This window comes from Sphingopyxis sp. H050, from assembly GCF_001468265.1.
GTDB lineage: Bacteria > Pseudomonadota > Alphaproteobacteria > Sphingomonadales > Sphingomonadaceae > Sphingopyxis.
The window spans coordinates 218492-243445 of the sequence record NZ_LNRZ01000006.1 but is presented as its reverse complement, the minus strand read 5'-3'; the positions used below and the strand labels follow the sequence as shown (position 1 = coordinate 243445).

Below are 24954 nucleotides of genomic sequence, written 5' to 3'. Positions count from 1 at the left end.
CCGCAGAGGCGCATAGGGCGGCGTAGCGAACGGGCCGGCCGGTCCCCCCGGTAGAGGCCTGTCACTCTCGGTTCGGGATGCAACACCCTTATGCCTTCTAAAACGACTGACACGCCGGACGCACACATCGCACCGGCCGCCCAAATTCCTGCCAAAATCGCCAAAGCCTTGTCGGCCGCCCTGTACGGCAGCGCGCTGCCCGGCGAAGGCGACGACCTCGACGCCAAGGCGCTGGCCGAGGCGGGGGCCTTCGCGGCGCGCGCCTCGCTCGATCGCGCCGATGGCAAGCCGTCGCTGCTGCTCGAGCCGATGGCCGTCGACGGCACCGACCGCCGCATGCGACTGGTCGTCGTCAATGACGATATGCCCTTCCTGGTCGATTCGGTGTCGCAGATCGTCGGCGCCCAGGGCCTTGCGATCCACCGCATCCTCCACCCCGTCGTTTCGGTCGAACGCGACGCAAAGGGCAAGCTGACCAGCGCCGACGCCGGCAAGACCGGCAGCGCGCGCGAATCGGTCATCTATATGGAACTCGAACGCGGCGACGCCCGCGCCCGCCGCCGCCTGCTCGACGGCCTCGAAGCGGCGCTCGCCGATGTGCGCGCCGCGGTGGCGGACTGGCGCGCGATGCGCGCGGCGATGCTCGCCGACGCGGCGATGCGCGCCGAGGGCGAGGCCGCCGAATTGCTCCGCTGGTTCGAGGGCGGCGCGATGACGCAACTCGGCCACGAATGGCGCTCGCGCGATGGCGCGGTCCACGACGCGCTCGGGATTTCGGCGAGCAGCACCAGCCAGCTGCTTTCGCCCAACGCGCTCGAAGCCGCCTTCGGCTATTTCGACAAGGGTGGCGCATCGCCGCTCCTCATCAAGTCGAACCGCCTGTCGGCGGTGCACCGCCGCGTGCTGCTCGATCTCGTGATCGTCCCCGAACTCAAGGGCAAGAAGGTCGAGAAGCTGTCGATCCACGCGGGGCTGTGGACCAGCGCCGCGCTGTCGACCCCGCCGGCCAAGGTGCCGATGCTGCGCGCGCAGCTCGACGCGCTGATGGCGAAATTCGGTTTCGATCCGACCGGCCACGCGGGCAAGGCGCTCGCGCATGCGCTGACCGCGCTGCCGCACGACCTGCTCATCGCCTTCGACAGCGCCTCGCTCGAAGATCTGGTGCTGACCTCGATGTCGATCACCGACCGTCCGCGGCCGAAGATCGTGATGGTGCGGAGCGCGCTCGGCCGCCATCTGTTCGCCTTCGTCTGGCTGCCGCGCGACGAAGTGTCGACGGACCGCCGCCTTGCGGTCGAATCGCTGCTTGTGCGCGAAGCCAGGGCCGGCGTGATCGGCTGGACGATGGTGCTCGAAGACGGCGGCGCGGCGCTGCTCCGCTATACGCTCGATCTGCGCAGCGGCGGCGTCGTCCCCGATGCCGATGCGCTCAATGCCCAGCTCGAACAGATGGTCCGCGGCTGGCAGCCAGAGGTCGAGGCGGCGCTTGCCAAGCGCGGAGACGCGGGCCGCGCCGCGGCGCTGGCGTCGCGCTTCGCGCCGCTCTTTCCGGCCAATTATCGCAACCTCTACAATCCCGAGGAGGCGGCGAGCGACATCCTGCGCCTGCGCGACCTCGACGCCGACAATCCGCGCAGCGTGCGGCTCGCGCGCAAGAGCCTCGACGGCGACGACCGGCTGCGGCTGAAGGTCTATAGCGCAGCGGGCCCGCTCGCGCTTTCCGATGTCGTGCCGGCGCTCGAACATTTCGGCTTCGAGGTGCTCGAGGAAATCCCGACCGAACTCCACGTTCGCGCCGGCGAGGACGAAGCCGAAGCGCCGACCTTCATCCACGATTTTTCGCTGCGCCTGCCGGCCTCGGTCGATGAAACCGCGCTGCTTCCCTATGTCGGGACCATCGAAGGCGCGATCGCCGCGGTGCTCGATGGCAAGGCCGAGAATGACGCGTTCAACGAGCTGGTGCTGGTCACGCAGACCGATCCGCAGGCGATCGTCTGGCTCCGCGCCTGGTTCCGCTACATGCGGCAGGGCGGGTCGAGCTATGGCATGGACACGGTCGTCGCGGCGCTGCGCCACGCGCCGGTGCTGACGACGAAGCTGGTCGAGCGTTTCCGCGCGCTCCATGATCCCAAGGCGCATGACGCCGACCGCGCCGCAGAGCTCGATGCCGAAATCCAGGCCGGCTTCGCCGACATCAAGTCGATCGACGATGACCGTATCCTGCGCCTGTTCCATGCCGTGATCGGCGCGACGCTGCGCACCAACGCCTTCGCGCCCGCCGCCCAAGAGGCGCTGGCGTTCAAGATCGACTCCAGCCTGGTGCCCGGCCTGCCGAAGCCGCTGCCATGGCGCGAAGTGTGGGTCTATTCGCCGCGGGTCGAGGGCATTCACCTGCGCGCCGGTCCGGTCGCGCGCGGCGGCCTGCGCTGGTCCGACCGCCGCGACGACTTCCGCACCGAAATTCTGGGGCTGATGAAGGCGCAGCGCGTCAAGAACGCCGTCATCGTGCCGACCGGCGCAAAGGGCGGCTTCTATCCGAAGGCGCTGCCTGACGTCTCGCTCGACCGCGATGCCTGGTTCGCCGAGGGCACCGAATGCTATCGCATCTTCATCCGCTCCTTGCTGTCGATCACCGACAACCTCGTCGGCGGCAAGGTCTTGCATCCGAAGGGCGTCGTGATCCGCGACGGCGAAGACCCCTATTTCGTGGTCGCCGCCGACAAGGGCACCGCGACCTTCTCCGACGTCGCCAACGCGCTGGCGATGGAGCGCAATTTCTGGCTCGGCGACGCCTTCGCGAGCGGCGGGTCGAAGGGCTACGACCATAAGGCGATGGGCATCACCGCCAAGGGCGCGTGGGTCTCGGTCCAGCGCCACTTCGCCGAAATGGGCGTCGATGTGCAAACCGACACGATCCGCGTCGTCGGCTGCGGCGACATGTCGGGCGACGTGTTCGGCAACGGCATGCTCCTGTCGAAGGCGATCCAGCTGGTGGCGGCGTTCGACCACCGGCATATCTTCCTCGACCCCGATCCCGACCCGGCGAAAAGCTGGCAGGAACGCGACCGCATGTTCGCGCTGCCGCGGTCGAGCTGGGAGGACTATGACAAGAAACTGATCTCGAAGGGCGGCGGGGTCTTCCCGCGCAGCCAGAAGAGCATTCCGCTGAGCCCCGAGGTGCAGGCGGCGCTCGGCCTGTCGCAGTCCGAAATCGAACCCGGGGCGCTGATCTCGGCGATCCTCAAGGCGCCGGCCGACCTGCTCTGGTTCGGCGGCATCGGCACCTATGTGAAGGCCGCGGCGCAGAACAATGCCGAGGTCGGCGATCCCGCGAACGACGCGCTGCGCGTCGACGCCGAGGATCTGCGCGTCCGCGCCGTGGGCGAGGGCGCAAACCTTGGCGTCACCCAGGCCGCGCGTATCGCCTTCTCGGCGAAGGGCGGGCGGATCAACACCGACTTCATCGACAACAGCGCCGGCGTCGACTGCTCGGATAACGAGGTGAACATCAAGATCGCGCTCAACCGCGAGATGGCCGAGGGTCGCCTCGCGCAGGAGGCGCGCGATGCGCTGCTCGTGCGGATGACCGACGATGTGGCGGCGCTGGTGCTCGAGGACAACCGGCTGCAGGCGCTGGCGCTGTCGATCGCCGAAAAGGGCGGTTCGGCGGCGGTGCCGTCGCTGGTGCGGATCATGGAAACCTTCGAGACCTCGGGCCGGCTCGACCGCAAGGTCGAGGGGCTCGCGGCGAACGACGAACTGCTCCGCCGCGCGCAGGAGGGCCGCGGTCTGACGCGGCCCGAGCTCGCCGTGCTGCTGTCGACCGCGAAGCTCGCGCTGCAGGATGCGATCGAGCATAGCAGCCTGCCCGACGATCCGGCGCTGGCGAGCGACCTCGCCGCCGCCTTCCCGGCCGAGATGCAGCGCGATTTCGCGCAGGCGATCGCCGATCACCAGCTGCGCCGCGAAATCATCGCGACCAAGCTGGCGAACCGCATCATCAACCGCATGGGCGTCGTCCACCCGTTCGAGGTCGTCGAAGAGGAAGGTTGTTCGCTGGGCGAAGTCGCCGCCGCTTTCGTGGCGGTCGAACGGCTGCTCGGCATGCGCGACCTGTGGAGCTCGCTCGATGCCGCGAAGATCAACGAGGGCATCCGGCTCTCGCTGTTCAGTCAGGCCGCCTCGGCGATGACCTCGCAGATGGCCGACCTGCTCCGCATCACATCGACGCTGTCGCAGCCCGGGCCGGTCGTCGAGCGGCTGGAACCCGGCGTCGAGCGCTTGACCAAGGGGGTCGATGCGCTGCTCAGCCCGTCGGTCAAGCGCCAGTGGGACATGCTCGCGCAGCAACTGCTCGACGCGGGCGCGCCCGAAGCGCTGACCTCGGCGGTCGTCCGCCTGTTCAAGACCGACGGCGCGATCGGCATCGTCGATCTGGCGGCGCGGCGCGGCGACGACGAGGTCGCGGTGACGCACGCCTTCACGCACCTTGGCGAAGCGCTCGGCCTCGACTGGGCGCAGACGCTGGCGGCGCATATGAGCCCGGCCGATCCGTGGGAACGCCTGCTGGTCAACAGCCTCGCGCGCGATTTCCAGCAGATGCGTCTGACCTTCCTCGCCGGGCTGCCGAAGGGCGACCTCGACGCGGCGGTGACGAAGTGGCTGGCCGACAATGCCCCGCGCGTGGCCCAGTTCCGCACCACCATCGACCGCGCGCGGACGATCCCGAACCCGAACGGCGCCATGCTGTCGCATATCGCCGGTCAGGCGCGCGGATTGCTGGGGCGTTGATTTAGAGCGGTACCAGCCCTCTCCCCCGCCCAGCCTCCCAACAGAATATCCTGGATCGGGAGGCTGGGCGGGGGAGAGGGCTGGTACCGCCTCGGAGATAAGAATGCCCTATCAGCCGCGCGTCGCGATCCTCGTCCCGGCGCCCGATTATTACGAGACGTGGCAGCCCGCCTTCGCCCGCAAGGCGGCGGCGCTGACCGCGGCGGGCCTGATCGTCGAGCCGCGCGTGTGGACCGATCCCGGCGATTTGTCGGGCCATGATCTGGTGTTGCCGCTGTTCGCCTGGGGCTATCAGCGCGATGTCGCGACCTGGTATGCGCTGCTCGATCGGCTGGAGCGCGAGAGGTTGCCGGTGGTCAATTCCGTGCCGGTGCTGCGCTGGAACAGCGACAAGGCCTATCTGGCCGAGCTGGGGACAAGGGGCGTTGCGGTGGTGCCGACGGTCGACGTCGCCGCGCTCGACCAATCGGGCCTCGACAGGGCCCGCGCCGCGCTTGGTGTCGACGAGGTCGTGATCAAGCCCGCCATCTCGGGCGGCGCCGACGGCACGCACCGGATCGCACCCAGCGCGCCAATCCCCGCCGATGCGCTCGGCCAGCGCCGGCTGGTCCAGCCCCTGATGCAAGGCATTCTGACCGAGGGCGAATATTCGCTCTTCTTCTTCGACGGCGCCTTCAGCCACGCGATCGTCAAGCGCCCCGCATCGGGCGATTTTCGCGTGCAGGAACAGTTCGGCGGACGCGAGGCCGACTGGAACGCGAGCGCCGAAGCGCAGGCGCTTGCCGCCGATGCGCTTGCCGCTGCCCCCGCGCCGCCGGTCTATGCGCGCGTCGACATGGTCGGCGATGCGGCGGGCAAGCTCCACATCATGGAACTCGAACTGATCGAACCGTCGCTGTTCCTGCATTTCGCCGACGATAAGGGCGCTGCGTTCGGCAGGGCTGTTTACGCCGCGATCTAGTCCGCCGGCCGTCCCCGCCACAACCACTGGCGGATCGCCGAGGTCAGGTTCGGCGGATCGTCGGCCTCCATCCGCTCGACGTCGATTCGCGCGACGAGCGCGTTGACGGGGAGCGCCAGCCGGTGGGCTTCGGCCTCCAGCGCCTCCCAGAACATCGGTTCGAGGCTGATCGACGTCGGATGCCCCGCGATCGTCACGGAGCGCTTTACGGGGGGATGAAGGCCGCCCGGCACCTCAATACATATGCTGGCCGCCGTTGATCGACATCGTCGATCCGGTGACGAAGCCGGCATTCTCGCTGCACAGAAAGGCGACGCCGCGGGCGATTTCGTCGGCCTGGCCGAGGCGGCCGACCGGGATTTTCGCGACGATCTTTTCCAGCACCGGCGCCGGGACCGCGGCGACCATGTCGGTGTCGATATAGCCGGGGGCGATCGCGTTCACCGTGACGCCCTTTTTCGCGCCTTCCTGCGCCAGCGCCTTGGTGAAGCCGTGGATGCCCGACTTCGCGGCGGCATAGTTCACCTGGCCATATTGGCCGGCCTGGCCGTTGATCGAACCGATGTTGACGATGCGGCCCCAGCCGCGCTCGACCATGCCGCCGAAGGTCGCCTTGGCCATGTTGAAGCAGCCGCCGAGATTGACGCGCATCACGTCGTGCCAGTCGTCATAGCTCATTCGCGCCAGCGTGCCGTCGCGCGTGATGCCCGCATTGTTGACGACGATGTCGATCGGACCGAATTCCGCGGCGATCGCGGCGCAATTGTCGAGGCAGGCCTGATGGTCGCCAACGTCCCATTTTCTGGCTGCGATGCCGGTGCGTTCGGTGAACTCACGCGCCTTGTCGTCGTTGCCGGCATAGTTGGCGACGACGGTGACGCCCTCTTGCTGCAGCTTCAGCGAAATCGCTTCGCCGATGCCGCGGCTGCCGCCGGTAACGATTGCGATGCGTCCCATAATGCCCGTCTCCCAAGTTGGTCGTTTGACCCATGCTTAGGATGCGGATTTGCCGCCCGCAAGTTGACCGGCGCGTCAATTGCCGGCGAGGGCGCGTATCTTCGAAAAGTCGCCCGCGGCCAGATCGACCTTGCGGATGGCGAGGAGCAACGACCCTTGGTTGCGCAGGCCGATGCTGCGGAGGCCGCTTGCCGGAAGCTCGAGCAGCGCGACGTCGCGCTCCGCGTCGAAGCCTTCGCGCAGGCGGGTCGGGAAGTGGCCCATCGCCGCCGTTTCGCGCGCGGCCATCGCGTCCCACAGCGGCTCAAAGACGGCACGCGCCGCCGGCGACAGACTGTCGGGCCTGGCGGCATAGGCGTGCTTCAGCCGGTCGAACAGCACCGCGCGATAGGCGTCGACCCACAGATCGTCGGTCGGGTGGTGGCGCGTCAGCGGCAGGGTTGTCGCCTCGACCCGATCTTCCCCGGTTTCGGGGTCGGATTCGGTCGTCACGCTCGCCCAGCGGATCGCATGGAGCCCGGCGAGCACCGCGGTCGCGTCGGCGGGCGAGAAGCGGACGCCCTGACCCGCGCTTTCGTGGATGATGTCGATAATCTCGCTCGCGCGTACCTGCGCCTCGCGGTTGATCTCGGCGGCTTCGGCGATCGCCTGTGCCAGCTCGTCGCTCGCGTCGTCCGGGGCGGCGCCATCGACGGCAAGCCGGGCCATCCGGTTTTCCAGAATCTCGGCCATCGCCAGCATCGTGCCCCAATCGAAGGGGTGGAAGGCAGGGTCGGCGATGTCATAATCGCTGGCGAACAGCAACTCGGCATCGCCGTCCGTTCCGGCCGCCTCACCGGGCTGCGCCGGCACGAGGTCGACCGGCCATTCGGGGAAAGCGCGGATCGCGAAGGGCATAAGTTCGGCGGTATCGATTCGCCAAGGCTGGAAATAGGCGGGCCCGACGCTGCGCGGCGGATCGCGCGGCGCGCCGTCGTCGGACAGATGCACTGCGGTCGCCGCGCCGGTGTCGGGATTGGTGAAGAAGGCGAGCGTGCCGAGGCGCGGGCCGAGGCCGTCCCACAGGTCGGCAGGAAGGTCGCTGCAGACGATCTGCGCCAGGAAATCGCCATCCTGGCCGTCGATGCGCGGCCATTCCATGTCGGCGGGCAGGTGCGGGCGGCCGCCGATCCAGCTTTTGCGCAGGATCGCGTCGGGCGGCGGGATTTTCTGGACGAGGCGGACGAAGGCCTTGGCCGTGGGGGGAATTGGGACAGCTACGTCGACCGCGTGCGCCCTTTCCTCGACCTCGGCGACGAGCGATTCGAGGATCGCCTCGTCGAGCGCCGCCGGTGCGGCCGTGAAATCGTCGGATGCCGGTTCGGCTTCGGCCGCCGGGGCATGGCTGTATTCGGAAACCGGTTCCGGATGCGCCTCGGGCACGATCACGGGCGCCGGGTCGATGGCGTCGGGCGTGTCGGCCCAAGGGTCTGGGGCCGCTTCGGCGGCAGCTTCGAGCGGCGCCTTGCCGCTGATCCGGGCGAGGCGCGACGGTGCGATTTCGACCGTTTCCTCCTCGGGCACGGCCTTGCGCGACAGGCTGGGCAGGCGGAATTCGCGCGGCGCTTTCGGCGCTGCATAGGCGGCCGGCTCGGGCTTCGGGCGGCGTACCCACCACACGGCGAAGACGATCAATATCCAGGCGAGCAATGCGCCGCCAAGCATCAGCGCAGCGGAGTTGAGGTCGTTCATGGGTCGCCCTTCCAAAGCCGGCGACCGGCCAGACCCGGCGCCGCATCGAAGACCCTAGAGGAAAGACCTAAACAGGGAGTAAGCGCGTATTATTTCAAAGCCATCCGGCGAGTTCGCGGCGCACCAGTGCCTCCAGCATCGCCATGCCGGGAGCGCTGTCGTTCAGGCAAGGAAGATAGGCGAATTGGCCGCCGCCGGCCGCCGTGAATTGCTCGCGCCCGCGAATCGCCAGCTCTTCGAGCGTCTCGAGGCAGTCGGCCGAGAAGCCGGGGGCGAACATGGCGACGCTGCGGCCTTCGCCGCCCAATCGTTCGAGCGTCGCGTCGGTGGCCGGTTCCAGCCACTTGGCGCGGCCGAAGCGCGACTGGAAGCTGATCTCGATCGGACGGCCCAGGGCTTCGGAGAGCAGCCGCGCGGTCTTCTGGCACTGGCAGTGATAGGGATCGCCCAGATGCAGCGTCCGCTCGGGCATGCCGTGAAAGCTTGCGACCAAGACGTCGGGCACGAAATCGAGCGCAGCAAGCCCCGCCTCGACCGAGCGTTTCAGCGCGTCGATATAGGCCCGATCGTCATGATAGGGCGGCAGGAAGCGAAGCGTCGGCTGCCAGCGCAGCGTTGCCAGATGCGCGTTCGCGGCATCGACGACCGTTGCCGTCGTCGCGGCGCAATATTGCGGATAGAGCGGCGCGACGAGAATGCGCCGGGCGCCCTTTTGGACCAGCGCGTCGATGGCCGCGCCGATCGCCGGCTGACCATAACGCATCGCATAGCTCACGGCGATGTCGCCCATTACAGCCTGCAAGGCAGCCGTCTGCGCGCGCGTGATCGCCGCGAGCGGCGATCCGTCGTCGGTCCAGACCTGGGCGTAGGCATGCGCCGACTTTTTCGGGCGCGTGGTGAGGATGATCCCGCGAAGTATGGGCTGCCACAGCAGGGCCGGAATTTCCACGACGCGGCGATCGGACAGGAACTGGGCCAGATAGCGCCGCACCGACCGGGCGTCGGGCGCATCGGGCGTGCCGAGATTGACGAGCAGCAGCCCGACCCGCGGCGCGGCGATGGGCGGATGGCCGGCGGGCACGCTCATACCGGCTGCGCCGACAGGGGCAGGCGGCGGATGCGGCGGCCGGTCGCGGCGAAGATCGCGTTGGCGATCGCCGGCGCGACGACGGGTACGGCAATCTCGCCGAGGCTGCCGGGATCGCGGTCGCTGTCGAGGAACTCGACAAGGATCTGCGGGCTCTGCGACAGGCGGGGGAGGCCGAGCTGGCCGATCTTGCGGGCGGTGGCGACGCCGCCCCGATAGTCGGTCGTGGCGCCGACCGCGGCGGCGAGGCCGAAGATCAGGCCGCCCTCGATCTGCTGCCGCGCGATCGCGGGGTTCACGAGGCGGCCGGCATCGACGACGGCGACCAGCTGTTCGACCTGCAGCCCGCCTTCGCCAAGCCGCGCGGTCGCCATCAGCGCGATATGGCTGCCGCGCATGCTGTGGCACGCCAGGCCCTGCGCCGATCCCGACAGCATCCCCTCCCAACCGCCAAGGCTGGTCGCGGTGAGCAGGCAGCGCGCGAGCAGGGGCGCGTCGCCGAGCATCGCGATGCGATAGGAGAGCGCATCGAGCCCGGCGCGCGCCGCCATCTCGTCGACGAAGCTTTCGGTGAAGAAGGCGGTGTAGCTGTCGGCATTGCCGCGCCAGCGCCCGGTCGGCAGGCCGATGTCGGCGGGGCAGTGGTCGACCGCGAGATGGCGGATCGAATAGATGCGCGCGGCGCCCTCGACCGCGGCGGCATCAACCGATCCCGCGGCGCTGCGCTGCGCGACGTCGGGCGCGACATTGTCGAACAGCCGCTCGCGGACCTCGTGGTTGGTCGCGGGGACCGCGATCCGCGCAACCAGCGCGTCGATGCCGCCCGCGGCGTTCAGCGTCGCGGTCATTTTCGCGCGCGCCGGCGCGCGCGGGATGTCGCGCATGATTTCCTCGGCGCGCGACCAGGCAAGCTGGACGGGGCGCTTGACCTGCAGCGCGATGATCGCCGCCTGCACGGCGACGCTATGGTCCAGGCAGGCGTCGAACGATCCGCCCGCCATCATCGGGAACAGCGTGACCTGCGACGGCGACAGGCCGGTCGCCGCGGCGATGGCGTCACGGCATTGCGCGGGCGCCTGCGTGGCGACCCACATGCGGAGGCGGCTGCCGTCGGGCGCGGCGGTCGCGGTGCGCGTTTCGATCGGCGCGTGCAGGGCGGGCGCGACCGCATAATGGGCCGAAACCTTGGTCCGGCCCTCCATCGCCTCGGCGACTTCGCCCTGCTTGACGATGCGATAGCCGTCGCCCTTGAGTGCCGTTTTCAGCGCCTTGTCGATGCCGTCGCTCGAAATCGGCGTGCCCTCGGTCTCGAAAACCGGCGCAAAGCGGTCGAGCGCGCGGTTCGCCGCCCACCAGTTGCGCGCAACGGTCGCGATCCAGCGCTCATGCTCGACGATGTGGAGCAGGCCGGGCGACTTCAGCCCGGCCTTGCGGTCGATGCTTTTCAGCCGCGTCGCGCCGAGCGGACCCTGCCGGATCGCCGCGAACACCATATCGGGCAGGCGGATGTCGCCGGCATAATTGGCCGAGCCGTCGATCTTGGCCGGCAGGTCGAGCCGGATGACTTCCTTGCCGTACAGCGGATCGGCGCTTGACGAACGATAGACGGGCTCGTCGGGCGGTTCGAGCAGCGCCGCAGCGGCCGCGACCTCGCCGAAGCGCAGCTTTTTCCTGCCGTGGGTGACGAAGCCGCCCTGCGTGTCGCAGCTTTCCCAGTCGACATCCCAGCGCCGCGCCGCCGCCATCATCAGCAGCGCGCGCGCCTGCGCCGCCGCGGCGCGGCACGGCCCCTCGAACATCTGCACCGACGATCCGTTCGCGGTCAGCATCACCGCGTGGCGCACCGCCCATTCGCGCCGCGCCCAGCGGCGCACATCGGCGACGAAATCGGGCACGGCGGCGCGCGGCATGAAGGCGGCGCTATCCTCGTCGACGACGAGCGTGTTGGTGTAGAGCGGGCTGATCGGCGCGGTTTCGACCGCCATCGTGCGCCAGTCGGCGCCGAGCTCGTCGGCCATGATCTGCGGGAGCAGCGTCGTGACGCCCTGACCCATTTCGCATTGCGGGACGATCGCGCTGATATGCCCGTCGTCGCCGATCTTCAGAAAGGCGTTGAAGACATGCTCATCGCGGGCGGCGGTCAGGTTCGGCTGATAGTCGCGTGGCCACAGCGTCCAGGCGATCGCAAGGCCGCCCGCCGCGGTGGCGCCGACCAGAATCTGGCGGCGGCTGACGTGCGGCAGGCGCCGTTTGTCTGTCCCCACTTTGTCCCGGATGCCCGCCATGCCCGCTGCTGATAGTCGCGGTGAGTCGACGAGGCAAAAGGTTTCGGTGAAAGCGATCCCCGTGCCCCCGCGCAGGCGCGAGCCCATCTTCCGTCGACGCCGTCTCGAACCGCCGGAGATCGGTCCCCGCCTTCGCGGGGACACAGGCAGGGCAGGTTAGCGCAGCAGCCCGAGGCGCGGCACTTCGATCTTGGGACAGCGGTCCATGACGACGGTCAGTCCGGCCGCCGCGGCGCGTTTGGCCGCGGCGTCGTCGATCACCCCGATCTGGAGCCACACCGCCTTCGCGCCTTGCACGATCGCCTCGTCGACCGCGGCGCCGGCCTGATCGCTGGCGCGGAAGATATCGACGATGTCGGCGGGCGGCTCGACATCGGCGAGCGTCGCGACCACCGGCGCGCCGTGGATCGTCGTCCCGGCATGGCCCGGATTGACCGCGATCACGTCGTGGCCCTGCCGGACCAGGAAGGCGAGCACGCCGTTCGACGGGCGGGCGGGATTGGGCGAGGCGCCGACGACGGCGATGCGGCGCGGCTGGCCCAGCAGTTCGCGGATTTCGGCATCGTCGTTGATCGCCATCATTTGCCCTTTCGCGTATCGAGCCAGTCGGCGACCTTCGCCGCTATCGCGTGGAACGGTTCGCCCTGCGGGTCGGTTCCGGCCGCGGGGGGAACCCCGCCGTCGCTGGCGAGGCGGATCCCCATCGACAGCGGAATGCGGCCGAGGAAGTCGAGCCCCATCACCTTTGCCGCGGCTTCGGCGCCGCCGCTGCCGAACGGATCGCTGACCTCGCCGCAATGCGGGCAGGCATAGCCCGCCATATTCTCGACCAGCCCGATCAGCGGCACATCGGCCTGCTCGAAAAAGGTGATCGCGCGGGTCGCGTCCATCAGCGCCAGATCCTGCGGGGTCGAGACGATCACCGCGCCGGCGGGCTTGTGCTTCTGGATCATCGTCAGCTGGACGTCGCCGGTGCCGGGGGGCAGGTCGACCACCAGGGTGTCGATATCGCCCCAGCTCGCGTCGACCAGCTGTTCGAGCGCGCGGCCCGCCATCGGTCCGCGCCAGGCGATCGCCTGACCCGGCGCGGCGATCTGTCCGGTCGACAGCATCGGCACGCCATAGGCGTTGGGAACCGGCGCGAGCTTCGATCCGCGCGCCTCGGGCTTGACGCCCTCGCTGTCCATCAATCGGGGCTGCGACGGGCCATAGATGTCGGCGTCGACGAGGCCGACCTTCACGCCGCGGCGGTGGAGCGCAACCGCCAGATTGGCGGCGAGGGTCGATTTGCCGACCCCGCCCTTGCCGCTGCCGACCGCGATGATCGTCATGCCCTTGCGCTCGGCGGTCATCGCCACGCGCACCGAGGTGACGCCGGGTTTGGCGAGCAGGCCGGCGCGGATCTTCTCTTCGAGCGGATTGCGGTCCGCTTCGGCGAGCCCGGTGACGTCGAGGACGATTGCGAGCGTGCCCTCGCCGTCCAGAAAACGAAGGCCCGAGGTGCGGCCGCCGCTGAGATCGGTGGCGATGCTGGCGAGGGGTGCGGTGTCGGTCATGTTCGCGGGAAATAGGGATGGTGAGGGCGAAAGCCAGCCATTTTCGTCCGTCATTTTTCTGCGCCCCCTGTTAATCCCGCTCTCCCTCCCTATAAAAGCAGGCATGAGCAACGAAAGTGACGGAAGCATGGGAGGCCGCGCCCGAGGGGGATTGCGGCAATTTTTCCACCAGATCAGCCTGATGGCGAACAGCCCGTGGGGACCGAAAGGCGACCGGGATGACAAGGGCGGGGACGGCGACAGGCCGGGTCCGCGCAACCCCTGGGTCACCCCCGACCCCGCCGATTCCGCGCGCCAGCGCAAGCCGCGCGGCCCGTCGGCGCTCGACGAGCTGCTGCGCAAGGGCCGCGGCGGCTTCGGCGGCGGCGGTTCGGGCGGCGGCGGTTTCAACTTCGGCGATTCGTCGCGCGTCTGGAAATGGGTTGCGCTGGCGCTGGCCGTGGTCTGGCTGATCTCGAGCTTTCACATCGTGCCGCCCGAAAAGGAAGGCGTGGTGACGCGCCTTGGCAGCTATTCGCGCACCGTCGGTCCGGGCGTGAAGTTCACGCTGCCCGTGCCGCTCGAACGCATTCGCCTGGAGGATGTCCGCGCGATCCGGACGATGGCGATCGGCTCGCCCAATGCGACCGACGAGAATTTCGTGCTCACGCGCGACCAGAGCATCGTCGACCTCGCCTATGAGGTCCGCTGGTCGGTGCGCGATCCCGAACTCTTCATCTTCCAGCTCGCCAGCCCCGAAGAGACGATCCGCGAGGTCGCCGAAAGCTCGATGCGCGCGACCGTGGCCAATTTCGATCTTGTCCAGGCGATCGGTCCCGGCCGTGTGGAGATCGAACGGCAGGTCCAGCAGCGCATGCAGGCGCTGCTCAACGAATATCGCGCCGGCGTGACGATCCAGGGCATCGCGATCCGGCAGGCCGATCCGCCGAGCCAGGTCGATGAAGCGTTCAAGGAGGTGACCGCGGCGCGGCAGGAACGCGAATCGGCGATCAACCGCGCCCGTGCCTATCAGCAACAGGTTCTGGAGCGCGCGCGCGGCGACACCGCGGCCTTCGACCAGATTTACGAGCAATATCGGTTGGCGCCGGACGTGACCCGCAAGCGCCTTTATTATGAAACGATGGAGAATGTGTTGTCGAACGTCGACAAGACGGTCGTCGAGGCGCGCGGCGTGACCCCCTATCTGCCGATCAATCAGGCGCAGCGGCGGCTGGCTGAACCTGCAGCCGATGTGACCACGAAGGGAGGCCAGTGATGTTCGACTCCCTGTTCCGCTATCCGCTGCGGCTGATCGCCGGCCTGCTCGTATTTCTTGTCATCCTGTCGCAAACGCTGGCGATTGTTCCCGAGGACAAGCAGGCGCTGATCCTGCGCTTCGGCGAAATCGAGCGCACCGTGAACCGTTACAAGCCCGGCGAGGACTTCGGCCGCTCGGGTGCGGGCCTCGTGCTGCGCGTGCCTTTCACCGACGGCATCCAATATATCGACAAGCGCATTCTCGGCGTGAACATGGAGCGCCAGCAGGTGCTGTCGACCGACCAGCAGCGGCTGCAGGTCGATGCCTTCGCGCGGTTTCGCATCACCAATCCGGTGCGCATGTACACCGCGATCCGCACCGAAGAGCGGTTGCAGCAGCAGCTCGCGACCATCCTTGGTTCGTCGCTGCGCAACGAACTGGGCAAGCGGACCTTCGCGACCTTGCTGTCCGCCGAGCGCGGCGCGGTGATGGACAATATCCAGGTCGCGCTCAACCGCGAGGCGAACAAATATGGCGCCGAGATCATCGATGTCCGCATCAAGCGCGCCGACCTGCCCGAAGGCGCGACGCTGGAGGCCGCGTACAACCGCATGCGCACCGCTCGCCAGCAGGAGGCGATCACCATCCGCGCCGAAGGCGAGAAGGAGGCGCAGATCATCCGCGGCGGCGCCGACGGTGAAGCGGCACGCATCTATGCCGCCAGCTTTGGCAAGGACCCCGAATTCTATGATTTCTACCGCGCGATGCAGAGCTATCGCCAGACCTTCCTCGGCGAAAACAACCGGGGCGGGACGTCGATCATCCTGTCGCCCGACAATGAATATCTGAAGCGCTTTAGCGGCGGCTGATCGGTCCGGGCCGAGGGCAGATGAACGGCATTTGCAACCGCCGTTCATGTTCAAACGTCGTTCAGCCTCCGGTGAGCAGATAGCCGCTGCCGGGGAAAGGGTCAGAACCCATGAAGAACTCGTTCGAGGTTTGAGGCGATTTTGTTCAGGGCAAGGAAGCGAGACGCAGGCATATGAGCATATTCCAAGGCTCGCTGACGCAGCCATGGACAAAATCGGCCAAATCCCGAAGGGACGGCGAAATGGCTTCGATATCGCCTCCGCGCGGCCTTGCAGATGGAACCACCATCGGCGGCGGCCGCGCGAAGGCGATATCTTCGCCATTTCGCCGCCTCGAACGAGTTCTTCATGGGTTCTGACCCTCTAGTTTTTCGCAAGAGAAAAGGAATTGCGATCGTGCGTTACGTATATGGCATCACTTCGGCCCTGCTGGTGGGTGGCACCGCGCTGGCGCTCGTTACCCAGTCGCCCGTCGGCGCGCAGGTCGCGCAAAATGAAAAAAGCGAGATCGCCAAGACGGTTCCGCGCGCCGGCGCGCCCGAAAGCTTCGCCGACCTCGTCGAACAGCTTCAGCCCGCGGTGGTCAACATCTCGACCAAGCAGGAGGTCACGCTCGGCGTCCGGCTGAACCCGTTCGCCGGCACGCGCGAGCCGATCACGCAGGAACAGCAGGGCGGCGGCTCGGGCTTCCTGATCTCGGCCGACGGCTATATCGTCACCAACAACCATGTCGTATCGGGCGGACCGCGCGGCGAGGCGGTGAACGAGGTCACGGTCACGCTGACCAACAGCAAGGAATATAAGGCCAAGATCGTCGGCCGCGACGTCGCGTCCGACCTCGCACTGCTCAAGATCGAGGCGACGGGGCTGCCGTTCGTCAAATTCGCCACCGGCAGCGACGCGCGCGTCGGCGACTGGGTCGTCGCGATCGGCAATCCGCTGGGCCTCGGTTCGACCGTGACCGCGGGCATCATCTCGGCGGTGCAGCGCAACCTGGGGCAGGGCGGCGCCTATGACCGCTACATCCAGACCGATACCGCGATCAACCGCGGCAATTCGGGCGGGCCGCTGTTCGACCTGCAGGGCAATGTCGTCGGTATCAACAATATGCTGATCTCGCCGGTCGGCGCCAATATCGGCGTCAATTTCGCCATTCCCGCCGACGCCGCGATCCCGGTGATCGAGGCGCTGCGCGCCGGTCAGGCCGTCGAGCGCGGCTATCTGGGCATCGGCATCACGCCGGTCGACGAGGATATGGCGGCGGCGCTGGGCCTGCCCAAGGACCGCGGCGAACGCATCGGCCGGATCGAGCCGGGCGAGGCGGGCGACAAGGCCGGGCTGAAGCGCGGCGACGTCGTGACCAAGGTCAATGGCAAGGACGTCTCGCCGCAGCAGACGCTGTCCTACATCGTCGCCCGCATCAAACCGGGGACGCGCATTCCGCTCGAGGTGATTCGCGATGGCAAGACGCTGACGCTCTATGCCGTGGTCGGCACGCGCCCGGCTTCGGCGGATCAGGCACAGGCCGCTTTCGACCCCGAGGACGAACAGGCGACGCCCGACGATCCGACCGGCGCCGCCGACACCGCGATCCAGAATGAACTGGGTCTCGCGGTGCTGCCGCTGACGGCCGACATTGCACGCTCGGTGGGCGTCGATGCCGGAACCAAGGGTCTGGTGATCGCCTCGGTCTCGGCGAACAGCGACGCGGGCCGCAAGGGCCTCCGCCGCGGTGACGTGATCCTCAGTGCGGGGACCAACCGCACCCCGGTGGCGACTGCCGACGCGCTGGCGAAGGTCGTCGCTGCAACCAAGGCGGCCGGGCGCGAGGCCATATTGGTCGAAATCCTGCGCCGCGGGGGTCCCTCGGCCGACGTGGCGCTGCGCATCAAGCGCTAAGTGTCGCCATCGAATAGAAAAGGCGCCGCGGGCTTTGGCCCCGGCGCCTTTTTCTTTGCCTGTCGGGCACAATGTTCCTATTATGTTCGCATAACCACGAGTCGGGAGAAGGCAGATGATCGGATATGTGACGCTGGGAACCAACGACCTCGCCAAGGCGGCGGTCTTTTACGACGCGATCGCGGGCGAGCTCGATACGCCGCGGATGATGGAATTCGACGGGTTCATCGCGTGGGGCAAACCGGGCGCCGCCGCCGGGATCGGATTGACCAAACCCTTCGACGGCAATGCCGCAAGCGTGGGCAACGGCGTGATGGTGGCGCTGGAGGCGAAGGACGAAGCGCAGGTGCAGCGCCTTTACGACCTTGCGCTGGCCAACGGCGGCAGCTGCGAAGGCCCGCCGGGACCGCGCGGCGAGGGTTTTTATGCGGGCTATTTCCGCGACCCCGACGGCAACAAGCTCAACGCCTTCGTCATGGGGTGATGGCGGCGCGCATCGGACGTGATAGGTCATCCGCACCAGCTTTGGAGAGTGCGGATGACATCGCGGAATGCCGACGGCCCCCATTATTCGCCCTTCGTGATCGGCGGCGGCCTCGTCTTCGTGTCGGGGCAGCTGCCGTTCCGGCCCGGCCGCGATACCTCGCTGGCGGCGGCGTCGGTCAGGGTGCAGACCGAACAGGCGCTCGCGAATCTGAAGGCCGTGCTCGAAAGCGCGGGGGTCGGCCCCGCGCAAGTGGTCAGGACGACGGTCTATCTGACCGACATGAACGACTGGGGCGAAATCGACGCGGCCTATCGCGCATTTTTCGGCGCGGCGCGTCCGGCGCGGACCGTGGTGTCGACCGGCCCGCTGCACTTCGGCTTCGCAATCGAGATCGACGCGATCGCGACTGCAGAAACATGATGGCCCAGGCTCTCGGTCGGGACGCTTCGAAAGCGCTTTCCTAAAATATTTCGGCGTGATCTACCCTGTCGGATGATCCGGCATTCTCCCGTCGATGTTTCCCGTCGCCCTGCTGCACCGGCACGCCATGTCGGTGCCGTCAAAGCCCCTAAAGACACAATTTCGATCGATGCATGCGGGGCTTGTATGGCTCCGGTCTCGTTACGCTCCGCCGCGCGCGAGCGAAACGGCGATTCGCGAGTGAAGTTGGGCAGTTTTGTGCCATTTCCCGTCGCATCGGGACCGGTTTGGCGATTGCCTGGCCTGCCCCTCCGTTCTAGACTTTGGAGCGGGTGGCCAGAGTGGAGGAATGCGCAGTGAGCGACGGCAGCGAAGCGACCGAAATCTACATCGGCCTCGGCGGCGGCGGAGCCCCCGACGGGCCGCGGCAGTCGCTGGTGCTGAAGCGCGCGAATCGCCACGGCCTGATCGCGGGCGCGACCGGCACCGGCAAGACGGTGACCTTGCAGGGGCTGGCCGAAGGCTTTTCGGCGGTCGGCGTCCCGGTCTTCGTCGCCGACGTGAAGGGCGATCTGTCGGGCATGGCGATGGCGGGCAGCCCGACGTCGAAGATGCACGAGATTTTTGCCGCGCGCGCCGCCGAGATCGGCGATGCCGGCTGGGCCTATCACGACAATCCGGTGATCTTTTGGGACCTGTTCGGCGATCAGGGCCACCCGATCCGCACGACGATTTCCGAGATGGGGCCGCTGCTGCTCGCGCGGCTGATGGGGCTCAACGAAGTGCAGGAAGGCGTGCTCGCGATCGCCTTTCGCGTCGCCGACGAACAGAATCTGCTGCTGCTCGACCTGGGCGACTTGCAGGCGATGCTCGCCTGGTGTGCGGAAAACGCCGACGAACTCACCACCAAATATGGCAATGTGTCGAAGGCGACGGTCGGCACGATCCAGCGCCAGTTGCTGACGCTCGAAACGCAGGGCGGCGACCATTTCTTCGGCGAGCCCGCGCTCGACATTCAGGACATGATCCGCGTCGATGAAAATGGCCGCGGCTATGTGAACATCCTCGCCGCCGACAAGCTGATGGCCAGCCCGAAGCTGTATGCGACCTTCCTGCTCTGGCTGCTCAGCGAAATGTTCGAGACGCTTCCCGAGGTCGGCGACCCCGACAAGCCGAAGCTCGTCTTCTTCTTCGACGAGGCGCATCTGCTGTTCGACGACGCGCCGCCCGCGCTGACCGAGAAGATCGAGCAGGTCGTGCGCCTGATCCGCTCGAAGGGCGTCGGCGTCTATTTCGTGACGCAGAACCCGATCGACGTCCCCGAAACGATCGCCGGCCAGCTCGGCAACCGCGTCCAGCATGCGCTCCGCGCCTTCACCCCGCGTGACCAGAAGGCGGTGAAGGCCGCCGCCGATACCTTCCGCCCCAACCCCAAGGTCGATGTGGCGCGCGAGATCACCGAGCTCAAGGTCGGCGAGGCGCTCGTCTCGTTGCTGATGGCCGACGGCGCGCCGTCGCCGGTCGAACGCACGCTGATCAAGGCGCCCTGCTCGCGGGCCGGTCCGCTCGACGCCAAGGAGCGCGCGATCATCAAGTCGATCTCGCCGGTCGAGGGCAAATATGACACCGCCGTCGACCGCGAAAGCGCCGAGGAATTGCTCGCCGCCAAGGCCGAGCAGGCGCAAGCGGCCGCGATCGAGGCCAAGGCGCAGGCCGAGGCCGACAAGCAGGCGGCGATCGCCGCGAAGGAAGAGGCGAAGCGCAAGGCGGCCGAAGAGCGTGTGCGCCTGCAGCAGGAAAAGGCCGCGGCGCGCGAGGCCGCGAAGCCGAGCTTCGCCGACAAGATGATGCAATCGGCGGCACGCTCCGCGGCGACCAGCCTCGGTCGGCAGGTCGCGGGCAAGTTTGGCGGCCAGCTGATGCGCGGCATTTTGGGCAGCCTGTTCAAATGAGCGACGCCGCGTCGATGGAAGCGAGCCTGATCGCTGCCGCCGACGCGGACATTCGTATCCCGCTGTTCGAGCGCTTCTTCGCCGCCTTTCCGGAGCGGCGACCGAGCTTCATCTCGGTCGACGCCGCGTCGCGGCGGATGACCGACGAGACGCTGCAGATGATGTTCGGGCTGGCGACGGGCGAGAGCTGGGTCTGGCCGCTCGTCGCCGAGCTGGTCTTCACCCATCGCAGCTACGGCGCGCTGCCGATCGCCGAATATGACGCCTTCATCGACATGACGGTCGAGGAGCTGGGCGTCGCTGCCGGGGCCGCGTGGAGCGCCGAAGCAGCCGCGGCGTGGGCGCGGAACGCCGACGCGCTCAAAGCCATGATCCGCAAGGCGCGCGCCGAATGGGCCGAGGCGATGCCGGCCGGTGCGCCGCAGCGCGCCTGACGCCATCGCGTCTACCGGCTCGACAAACGCCGCGAATCGCGGCAGCTTGGGTTGCATGACAAAACCTATATTGCCTGGAGAGGTATCCGCCGCCGTCGTCGATCCCGCCGCTTACGGCGACTGGGACGGGCTGCATCGACAATTGGCATGGGCGCGCGCCAACGCACCGCTGGCGGTTGCGGAGAATCCCGACCACGACCCCTTCTGGCTGGTGACGCGCCACGCCGACATCATGGCGATCAGCCGCGACCCGCAGCGCTTCGCCAACGGCATTCGCCCGACCGTGCTGACCAATCGCGACGGCGAGGCGCTGGCGCGCGCCGCGACGCCGGGGGGCGACGGGCACCTCATCCGCTCGCTCGTCCAGATGGATGCGCCCGACCATATGAAATACCGGCTGCTGACGCAGAGCTGGTTCATGCCGAAGAATTTGAAGATCGTCGAAGACCGCATCCGGCATCTGGCGCGCGAGACGGTCGACCGGATGCTGGCCGGCGACGGCGAGATCGATTTTGCACGCGACGTCGCGGCGCATTATCCGCTGCGCGTGATCATGGATATCCTCGGCGTGCCGCCCGAGGACGAGCCGCGGATGCTGATGCTGACGCAGCAATTGTTCGGCTCGACCGACCCCGAACTCAACCGCAGCCGCGAGGCGATCACCAGCGCCGAACAGGCGATCGCGATGCTTCACTATGTCATCGCCGATTTCGAAAATTATTTCCGCGAGCTGACCGCCGACCGGCGCAGCAACCCGCGCGAGGATATTGCGACCGTCATCGCCAACGCGATGGTCGGCGGCGAGCAGATCCCCGACCGCGAACTCGCCGGCTATTATATGATCATCGCGACCGCGGGTCACGACACGACCAGTGCCTCGACCGCGGGCGCGATCATGGAACTGGCGAGGAACCCGGCGCTGTTCGAACGCTTCCGCGATGCGGAGAGCGACAAGGCGGGGCTGATCGAGGAGGCGATCCGCTGGACCACCCCGGTCCAGCATTTCATGCGCAGCGCCAGGGAGGATGTCGAGATCGGCGGGCAGACGATCCGCGAGGGCGACTGGCTGATGCTGAACTATGTTTCGGGCAACCGCGACGAGGATGTCTTTGGCGACCCCTTCACCTTCGATCCCGACCGCGAGAAGAACCAGCAGATCGCCTTCGGCTTCGGCGCGCATGTCTGCCTCGGCCAGCATCTGGCCCGGATGGAGATGGGCATCCTGATGGAGGAATTGCTGCCGCGGCTCAAAAGCCTCGAACTGACGGGCGAGCCCGCGCGGGTCGAATCGGTATTCGTCGGCGGCCTGAAGCGCCTGCCGATCCGGTTCGCGGCGGCCTAGGTTCGAATGGAGCACCGTGCCGGCTAAGGATCGCAAGGCGCCCTACCGACCTCGTTGGACGCGAACCGAAACGTGGGAGTGTCGGAAAACGACCGATTGCGGCCGTTTAAATCCTCCCTGTCGCGAAGCGATGGGGAGGTGGCAGCGCCCTTCGACTGCCTTGCAGGCGCTCAGGATAAACTGCGCCTCGGGCGCAGCGCTGACGGAGGGGCGATGGCGCAGCGTCGGGGCCCCTCCACCACGCCCTCCGGCGGAGTGCTGGGTCGTCCAGTCCCCGGACTGGACTTGGATTGCCGGGGGCAATCCAACCCTGCACTCCCCCCTCCCCATCGCTGCGCGACAGGGAGGATTTATCTTTTGTCGTCATCCCGGCGAAGGCCGGGATCTCGCCGGTGCGCAAATCCGAGAGGGTGAGATCCCGGCCTTCGCCGGGATGACGGACAAGTAAGGTCCCCTCCCGGCGCAGCGCTGACCAGGGCAGGCAACAGCGCCGGCACTCCGGCGAAGTTGGCGGCTTAGCCCTTCTCGCCCGGGAAGAAGCGCGCGATGACATCGCTCGCGAGCCGCGCCGGGCGCAGCGTCTCTGCGTCGATGCAGCACCAGCTCGACTTCACCTCGGCCAGCACATCTTCGCCGCGCTTGATGATCGTCTCGTAAAAGGCGCGCGCGCCCTGGACCTTTTCCAGGATCACGGTCGCGATGACCTGATCGTCGAGAAAGGCGGGGCGGCGGTAGGTGATCTCGTGCTTCAGCGCGACCCACAGATGCGCCGCGACCGCCTCGGGCGGCGCGATCTTGCGCCAGTGCGCGAGCACCGCATCCTGCACCCAGCTCAGATAATGGGCATTGTTGACATGCCCCATGAAATCGATCGCGTCGGCGCCGACGGCGATGGCGTGATCGTGGGGGAGCGAGGCTGCGGTCATAACGCTGACATTAGTGTCAACAATTTGTGACGGAAAGATGAATCTTCAGCCGCGTCCGCGGTACGGTGCGACGCCCTGATCGGGGAGCCACAGTCCTTCGGGCGGCAATCCCGATTGCCAGAACACGTCGATCGGAATCCCGCCGCGCGGATACCAGTAGCCGCCGATGCGGAGCCAGCGGGGCCGCATCTCGTCGAACAGGCGGCGGCCGATGCCGACGGTGCAATCCTCGTGGAAGCCGGCGTGGTTGCGAAAGCTGCCGAGGAAGAGCTTCAGGCTCTTCGATTCGACGATCGTTTCGCCCGGCGCGTAGTCGATGACGAGATGCGCGAAATCGGGCTGGCCGGTGACCGGGCAGAGCGAGGTGAATTCGGGCGCGGCGAAGCGGACGAGATAAAGCTCGCCGGCGCGCGGATTGGGCACATAGTCGAGAACCGCGGCCTCGGGCGAGGCGGGCAGTTCGCTCGACTGGCCGAGATGTTTGGGCGCGAGGCCCGGAGGGGTAGAATCGGACATGGAAACCATCTAGGGACGCGCGCGGCCGATGTCATCAGCGGCCCATCGGTTGAACAAGGGTTCAGCGCCAATTCAGCGGCTGAGCGTGACAGGTAAATTCGGAATCGCGGATTCAAGAATGACGGTGCGGACGATCGGGTGGAATCAAAAGATGGCGCGGCTGTCGCTGGGAGCGCTGGCGGCATCGCTCGCGCTCGGTCCGCCGGTATGGGCGCAAACCGATGCGCCCGCGCCGACCCCCGCGCCCTCGTCGACCTTCCGCTTGCCGCCCGCGTCCGACGGCCGGACGCCCGGCGTGCAGGGTCCGGCCGACAACAACCTCCCGCCGCTCGGTCCCGCCGATCGCCAGCCGACCCCGGCGCCGACGCCCGCACCTGCACCGCCGCCAGTCGTCGCGACGCAGCCGCCTGCATCGACGGCAAGGCCGGCCCCGGCGCCCACGGTCGCGACGCCGACGCGTCGCGACACGCCCGCCGCCACTACGGCTGCACCGCGTGCGGCGGCCACCGACGCTATGACGCCGACGCCGGTCGTGGCTGCTCCCGATATCGTTGCCCCCGCGTCGGCCGCCGGCCCGGGCTTCACCACCGATCCGACGGCGCCCTCCGCCGTGCCGGTCGTACCGGCTGCGGCGTCGGTGCCTGCCGGAGGTGATGGCGGAACACCGCTTTGGGCGTGGTTGCTCGCAGGGCTTGCTGCCGCGGGCGCGGGCTTCTGGTATTGGCGCCGCCGCCCGGCAATCGCAGGCGATGCGCCCGCCGACTATGCTAAATCCACGCCGCCGCCCGCGCCGAAGCCGCTTCCGCGCGCTGCCGAGCCGGCCCGCCCGGCGTCGCCTGCCCAGCGAGCACCGTCACCCGCTCCCATCGCTCCGCCGCGCCCCGCGGGTGCGCCGCTCGTCACCCGACCGCAGGCCGAACAGCGCGCGCTGGTGTCGATGGCGCTCGAAATTCGCGGCATCCGGATGACCGCTGAGCAGCTCATCGTCGCTTTCACGCTCAACCTCCTCAATCAGGGATCGGTCGATGCGACCGGGCTGATGGTGCGGATCGCGCTCAACCAGGGCTCGGCGATGCCCGAACCTGTGCTCCAGCGCTTCTTCGACGGCGCGGGCGGCAGCGTGCTGCGCGACGACATGCGGCTCGCGCCGGGCGCGGGCGAGCAGCTCAGCACCGAGGTGATGCTGCCGCGTGCCGCGGTCGAGCCGCTGATGATCGGCGGCAAGCCGATGATGGTTCCCGTGCTGGCGTTCGACGTCACCTATCATTGGGACGGCACCGGCGAGGCGTTCGGTCAGAATGCCGGCAGCTTCGTCCTCGGCCGCGAACAAGGCGCCAGCGCCAGCGACAAGCTCGCGCCGCTGCCGCTCGACCGGCCGAACCTCGTCGTCAATCGGCCGGCGGCGCGCACGACCGCGATCAAGCGCAGCCAATAAGCTTTTCTGTTGCAGTGCAGCATCGGCTGGGGCAGACCGCCAGCGTGCTTGAAAAAGGGCACGCCGGGG

Annotated in this window: 20 protein-coding genes; 11 read left to right on the top strand and 9 right to left on the bottom strand. The window is 67.8% G+C overall.

The features are described 5' to 3' along the window. Positions 1-90: 90 nt before the first annotated feature. Positions 91-4791, top strand: coding sequence for an NAD-glutamate dehydrogenase (locus ATE67_RS14120; RefSeq protein ID WP_058817314.1), 4701 nt, complete (start codon positions 91-93; stop codon positions 4789-4791). Between the two features lie 103 nt (positions 4792-4894). Continuing rightward, a complete protein-coding gene (locus tag ATE67_RS14115; RefSeq protein ID WP_058817313.1) occupies positions 4895-5752 on the top strand; it encodes an ATP-grasp domain-containing protein in 858 nt (285 codons plus the stop codon). On the opposite strand, the gene ATE67_RS14110 is transcribed toward ATE67_RS14115, so the two are convergent. From ATE67_RS14110 to ATE67_RS14080, 7 genes are all read right to left on the bottom strand, one after another. Beyond that, entirely contained in the window at positions 5749-5985 is a 237-nt protein-coding gene (locus tag ATE67_RS14110; RefSeq protein ID WP_058817312.1) for a ribbon-helix-helix domain-containing protein, read from the bottom strand. The two genes, ATE67_RS14115 and ATE67_RS14110, sit on opposite strands and share 4 nt — an antisense overlap. A gap of 1 nt (position 5986) precedes the next feature. After that, positions 5987-6709 (bottom strand): acetoacetyl-CoA reductase, encoded by a 723-nt coding sequence (gene phbB, locus ATE67_RS14105; protein ID WP_058817311.1) that lies wholly within the window; start codon positions 6707-6709, stop codon positions 5987-5989. 75 nt (positions 6710-6784) lie between these two features. Further along, entirely contained in the window at positions 6785-8440 is a 1656-nt protein-coding gene (locus ATE67_RS14100; protein WP_058817310.1) for a DUF1963 domain-containing protein, read from the bottom strand. Between the two features lie 94 nt (positions 8441-8534). Then, positions 8535-9527: a ferrochelatase gene (gene hemH / locus ATE67_RS14095; RefSeq protein ID WP_058817309.1), complete on the bottom strand. Its 993-nt coding sequence runs from the start codon at positions 9525-9527 to the stop codon at positions 8535-8537. After that, the gene (locus tag ATE67_RS14090; RefSeq protein ID WP_443028767.1) at positions 9524-11791 is read right to left on the bottom strand and encodes a xanthine dehydrogenase family protein molybdopterin-binding subunit; all 2268 of its coding nucleotides are present in this window, start codon (positions 11789-11791) and stop codon (positions 9524-9526) included. The genes hemH and ATE67_RS14090 overlap by 4 nt, the downstream gene beginning before the upstream one ends. Before the next feature lie 177 nt (positions 11792-11968). Further along, a complete protein-coding gene (locus ATE67_RS14085) occupies positions 11969-12391 on the bottom strand; it encodes a CoA-binding protein (protein ID WP_058817308.1) in 423 nt (140 codons plus the stop codon). Next, positions 12391-13368, bottom strand: coding sequence for an Mrp/NBP35 family ATP-binding protein (locus tag ATE67_RS14080; protein ID WP_058817417.1), 978 nt, complete (start codon positions 13366-13368; stop codon positions 12391-12393). The genes ATE67_RS14085 and ATE67_RS14080 overlap by 1 nt, the downstream gene beginning before the upstream one ends. 103 nt (positions 13369-13471) lie before the next feature. Between ATE67_RS14080 and hflK the strand changes: the two genes are divergently transcribed. The 8 genes from hflK to ATE67_RS14040 all read left to right on the top strand — a co-directional run bounded on the left by hflK (position 13472) and on the right by ATE67_RS14040 (position 22008). Continuing rightward, on the top strand, positions 13472-14623 hold the full coding sequence (gene hflK, locus ATE67_RS14075; protein WP_082660379.1) for a protease modulator HflK: 1152 nt from the start codon (positions 13472-13474) through the stop codon (positions 14621-14623). Continuing rightward, entirely contained in the window at positions 14623-15474 is an 852-nt protein-coding gene (gene hflC, locus ATE67_RS14070; RefSeq protein WP_058817307.1) for a protease modulator HflC, read from the top strand. Before hflK ends, hflC begins: the two co-directional genes overlap by 1 nt. A gap of 396 nt (positions 15475-15870) precedes the next feature. Continuing rightward, the gene (locus tag ATE67_RS14065; protein ID WP_058817306.1) at positions 15871-17373 is read left to right on the top strand and encodes a trypsin-like peptidase domain-containing protein; all 1503 of its coding nucleotides are present in this window, start codon (positions 15871-15873) and stop codon (positions 17371-17373) included. Positions 17374-17488: 115 nt separating this feature from the next. After that, positions 17489-17857, top strand: a complete 369-nt coding sequence (locus ATE67_RS14060; protein ID WP_058817305.1) for a VOC family protein — start codon at positions 17489-17491, stop codon at positions 17855-17857. Between the two features lie 54 nt (positions 17858-17911). After that, positions 17912-18280: a RidA family protein gene (locus tag ATE67_RS14055; RefSeq protein WP_058817304.1), complete on the top strand. Its 369-nt coding sequence runs from the start codon at positions 17912-17914 to the stop codon at positions 18278-18280. A gap of 356 nt (positions 18281-18636) precedes the next feature. Continuing rightward, positions 18637-20232: a helicase HerA-like domain-containing protein gene (locus ATE67_RS14050; protein WP_058817303.1), complete on the top strand. Its 1596-nt coding sequence runs from the start codon at positions 18637-18639 to the stop codon at positions 20230-20232. Next, positions 20229-20666: a hypothetical protein gene (locus ATE67_RS14045; RefSeq protein WP_058817302.1), complete on the top strand. Its 438-nt coding sequence runs from the start codon at positions 20229-20231 to the stop codon at positions 20664-20666. The genes ATE67_RS14050 and ATE67_RS14045 overlap by 4 nt, the downstream gene beginning before the upstream one ends. Before the next feature lie 55 nt (positions 20667-20721). After that, the gene (locus tag ATE67_RS14040; RefSeq protein WP_058817415.1) at positions 20722-22008 is read left to right on the top strand and encodes a cytochrome P450; all 1287 of its coding nucleotides are present in this window, start codon (positions 20722-20724) and stop codon (positions 22006-22008) included. A gap of 515 nt (positions 22009-22523) precedes the next feature. Here the strand turns inward: ATE67_RS14040 and ATE67_RS14035 are convergent. Both ATE67_RS14035 and queF read right to left on the bottom strand, forming a co-directional pair. Further along, positions 22524-22934 (bottom strand): acyl-CoA thioesterase, encoded by a 411-nt coding sequence (locus tag ATE67_RS14035; protein ID WP_058817301.1) that lies wholly within the window; start codon positions 22932-22934, stop codon positions 22524-22526. Positions 22935-22979: 45 nt separating this feature from the next. Continuing rightward, positions 22980-23450: a preQ(1) synthase gene (gene queF / locus ATE67_RS14030; protein WP_156417031.1), complete on the bottom strand. Its 471-nt coding sequence runs from the start codon at positions 23448-23450 to the stop codon at positions 22980-22982. 118 nt (positions 23451-23568) lie between these two features. On the opposite strand from queF, the gene ATE67_RS14025 reads away from it, so the two are divergent. After that, the gene (locus ATE67_RS14025; protein WP_058817299.1) at positions 23569-24885 is read left to right on the top strand and encodes a hypothetical protein; all 1317 of its coding nucleotides are present in this window, start codon (positions 23569-23571) and stop codon (positions 24883-24885) included. Positions 24886-24954: the final 69 nt, after the last annotated feature.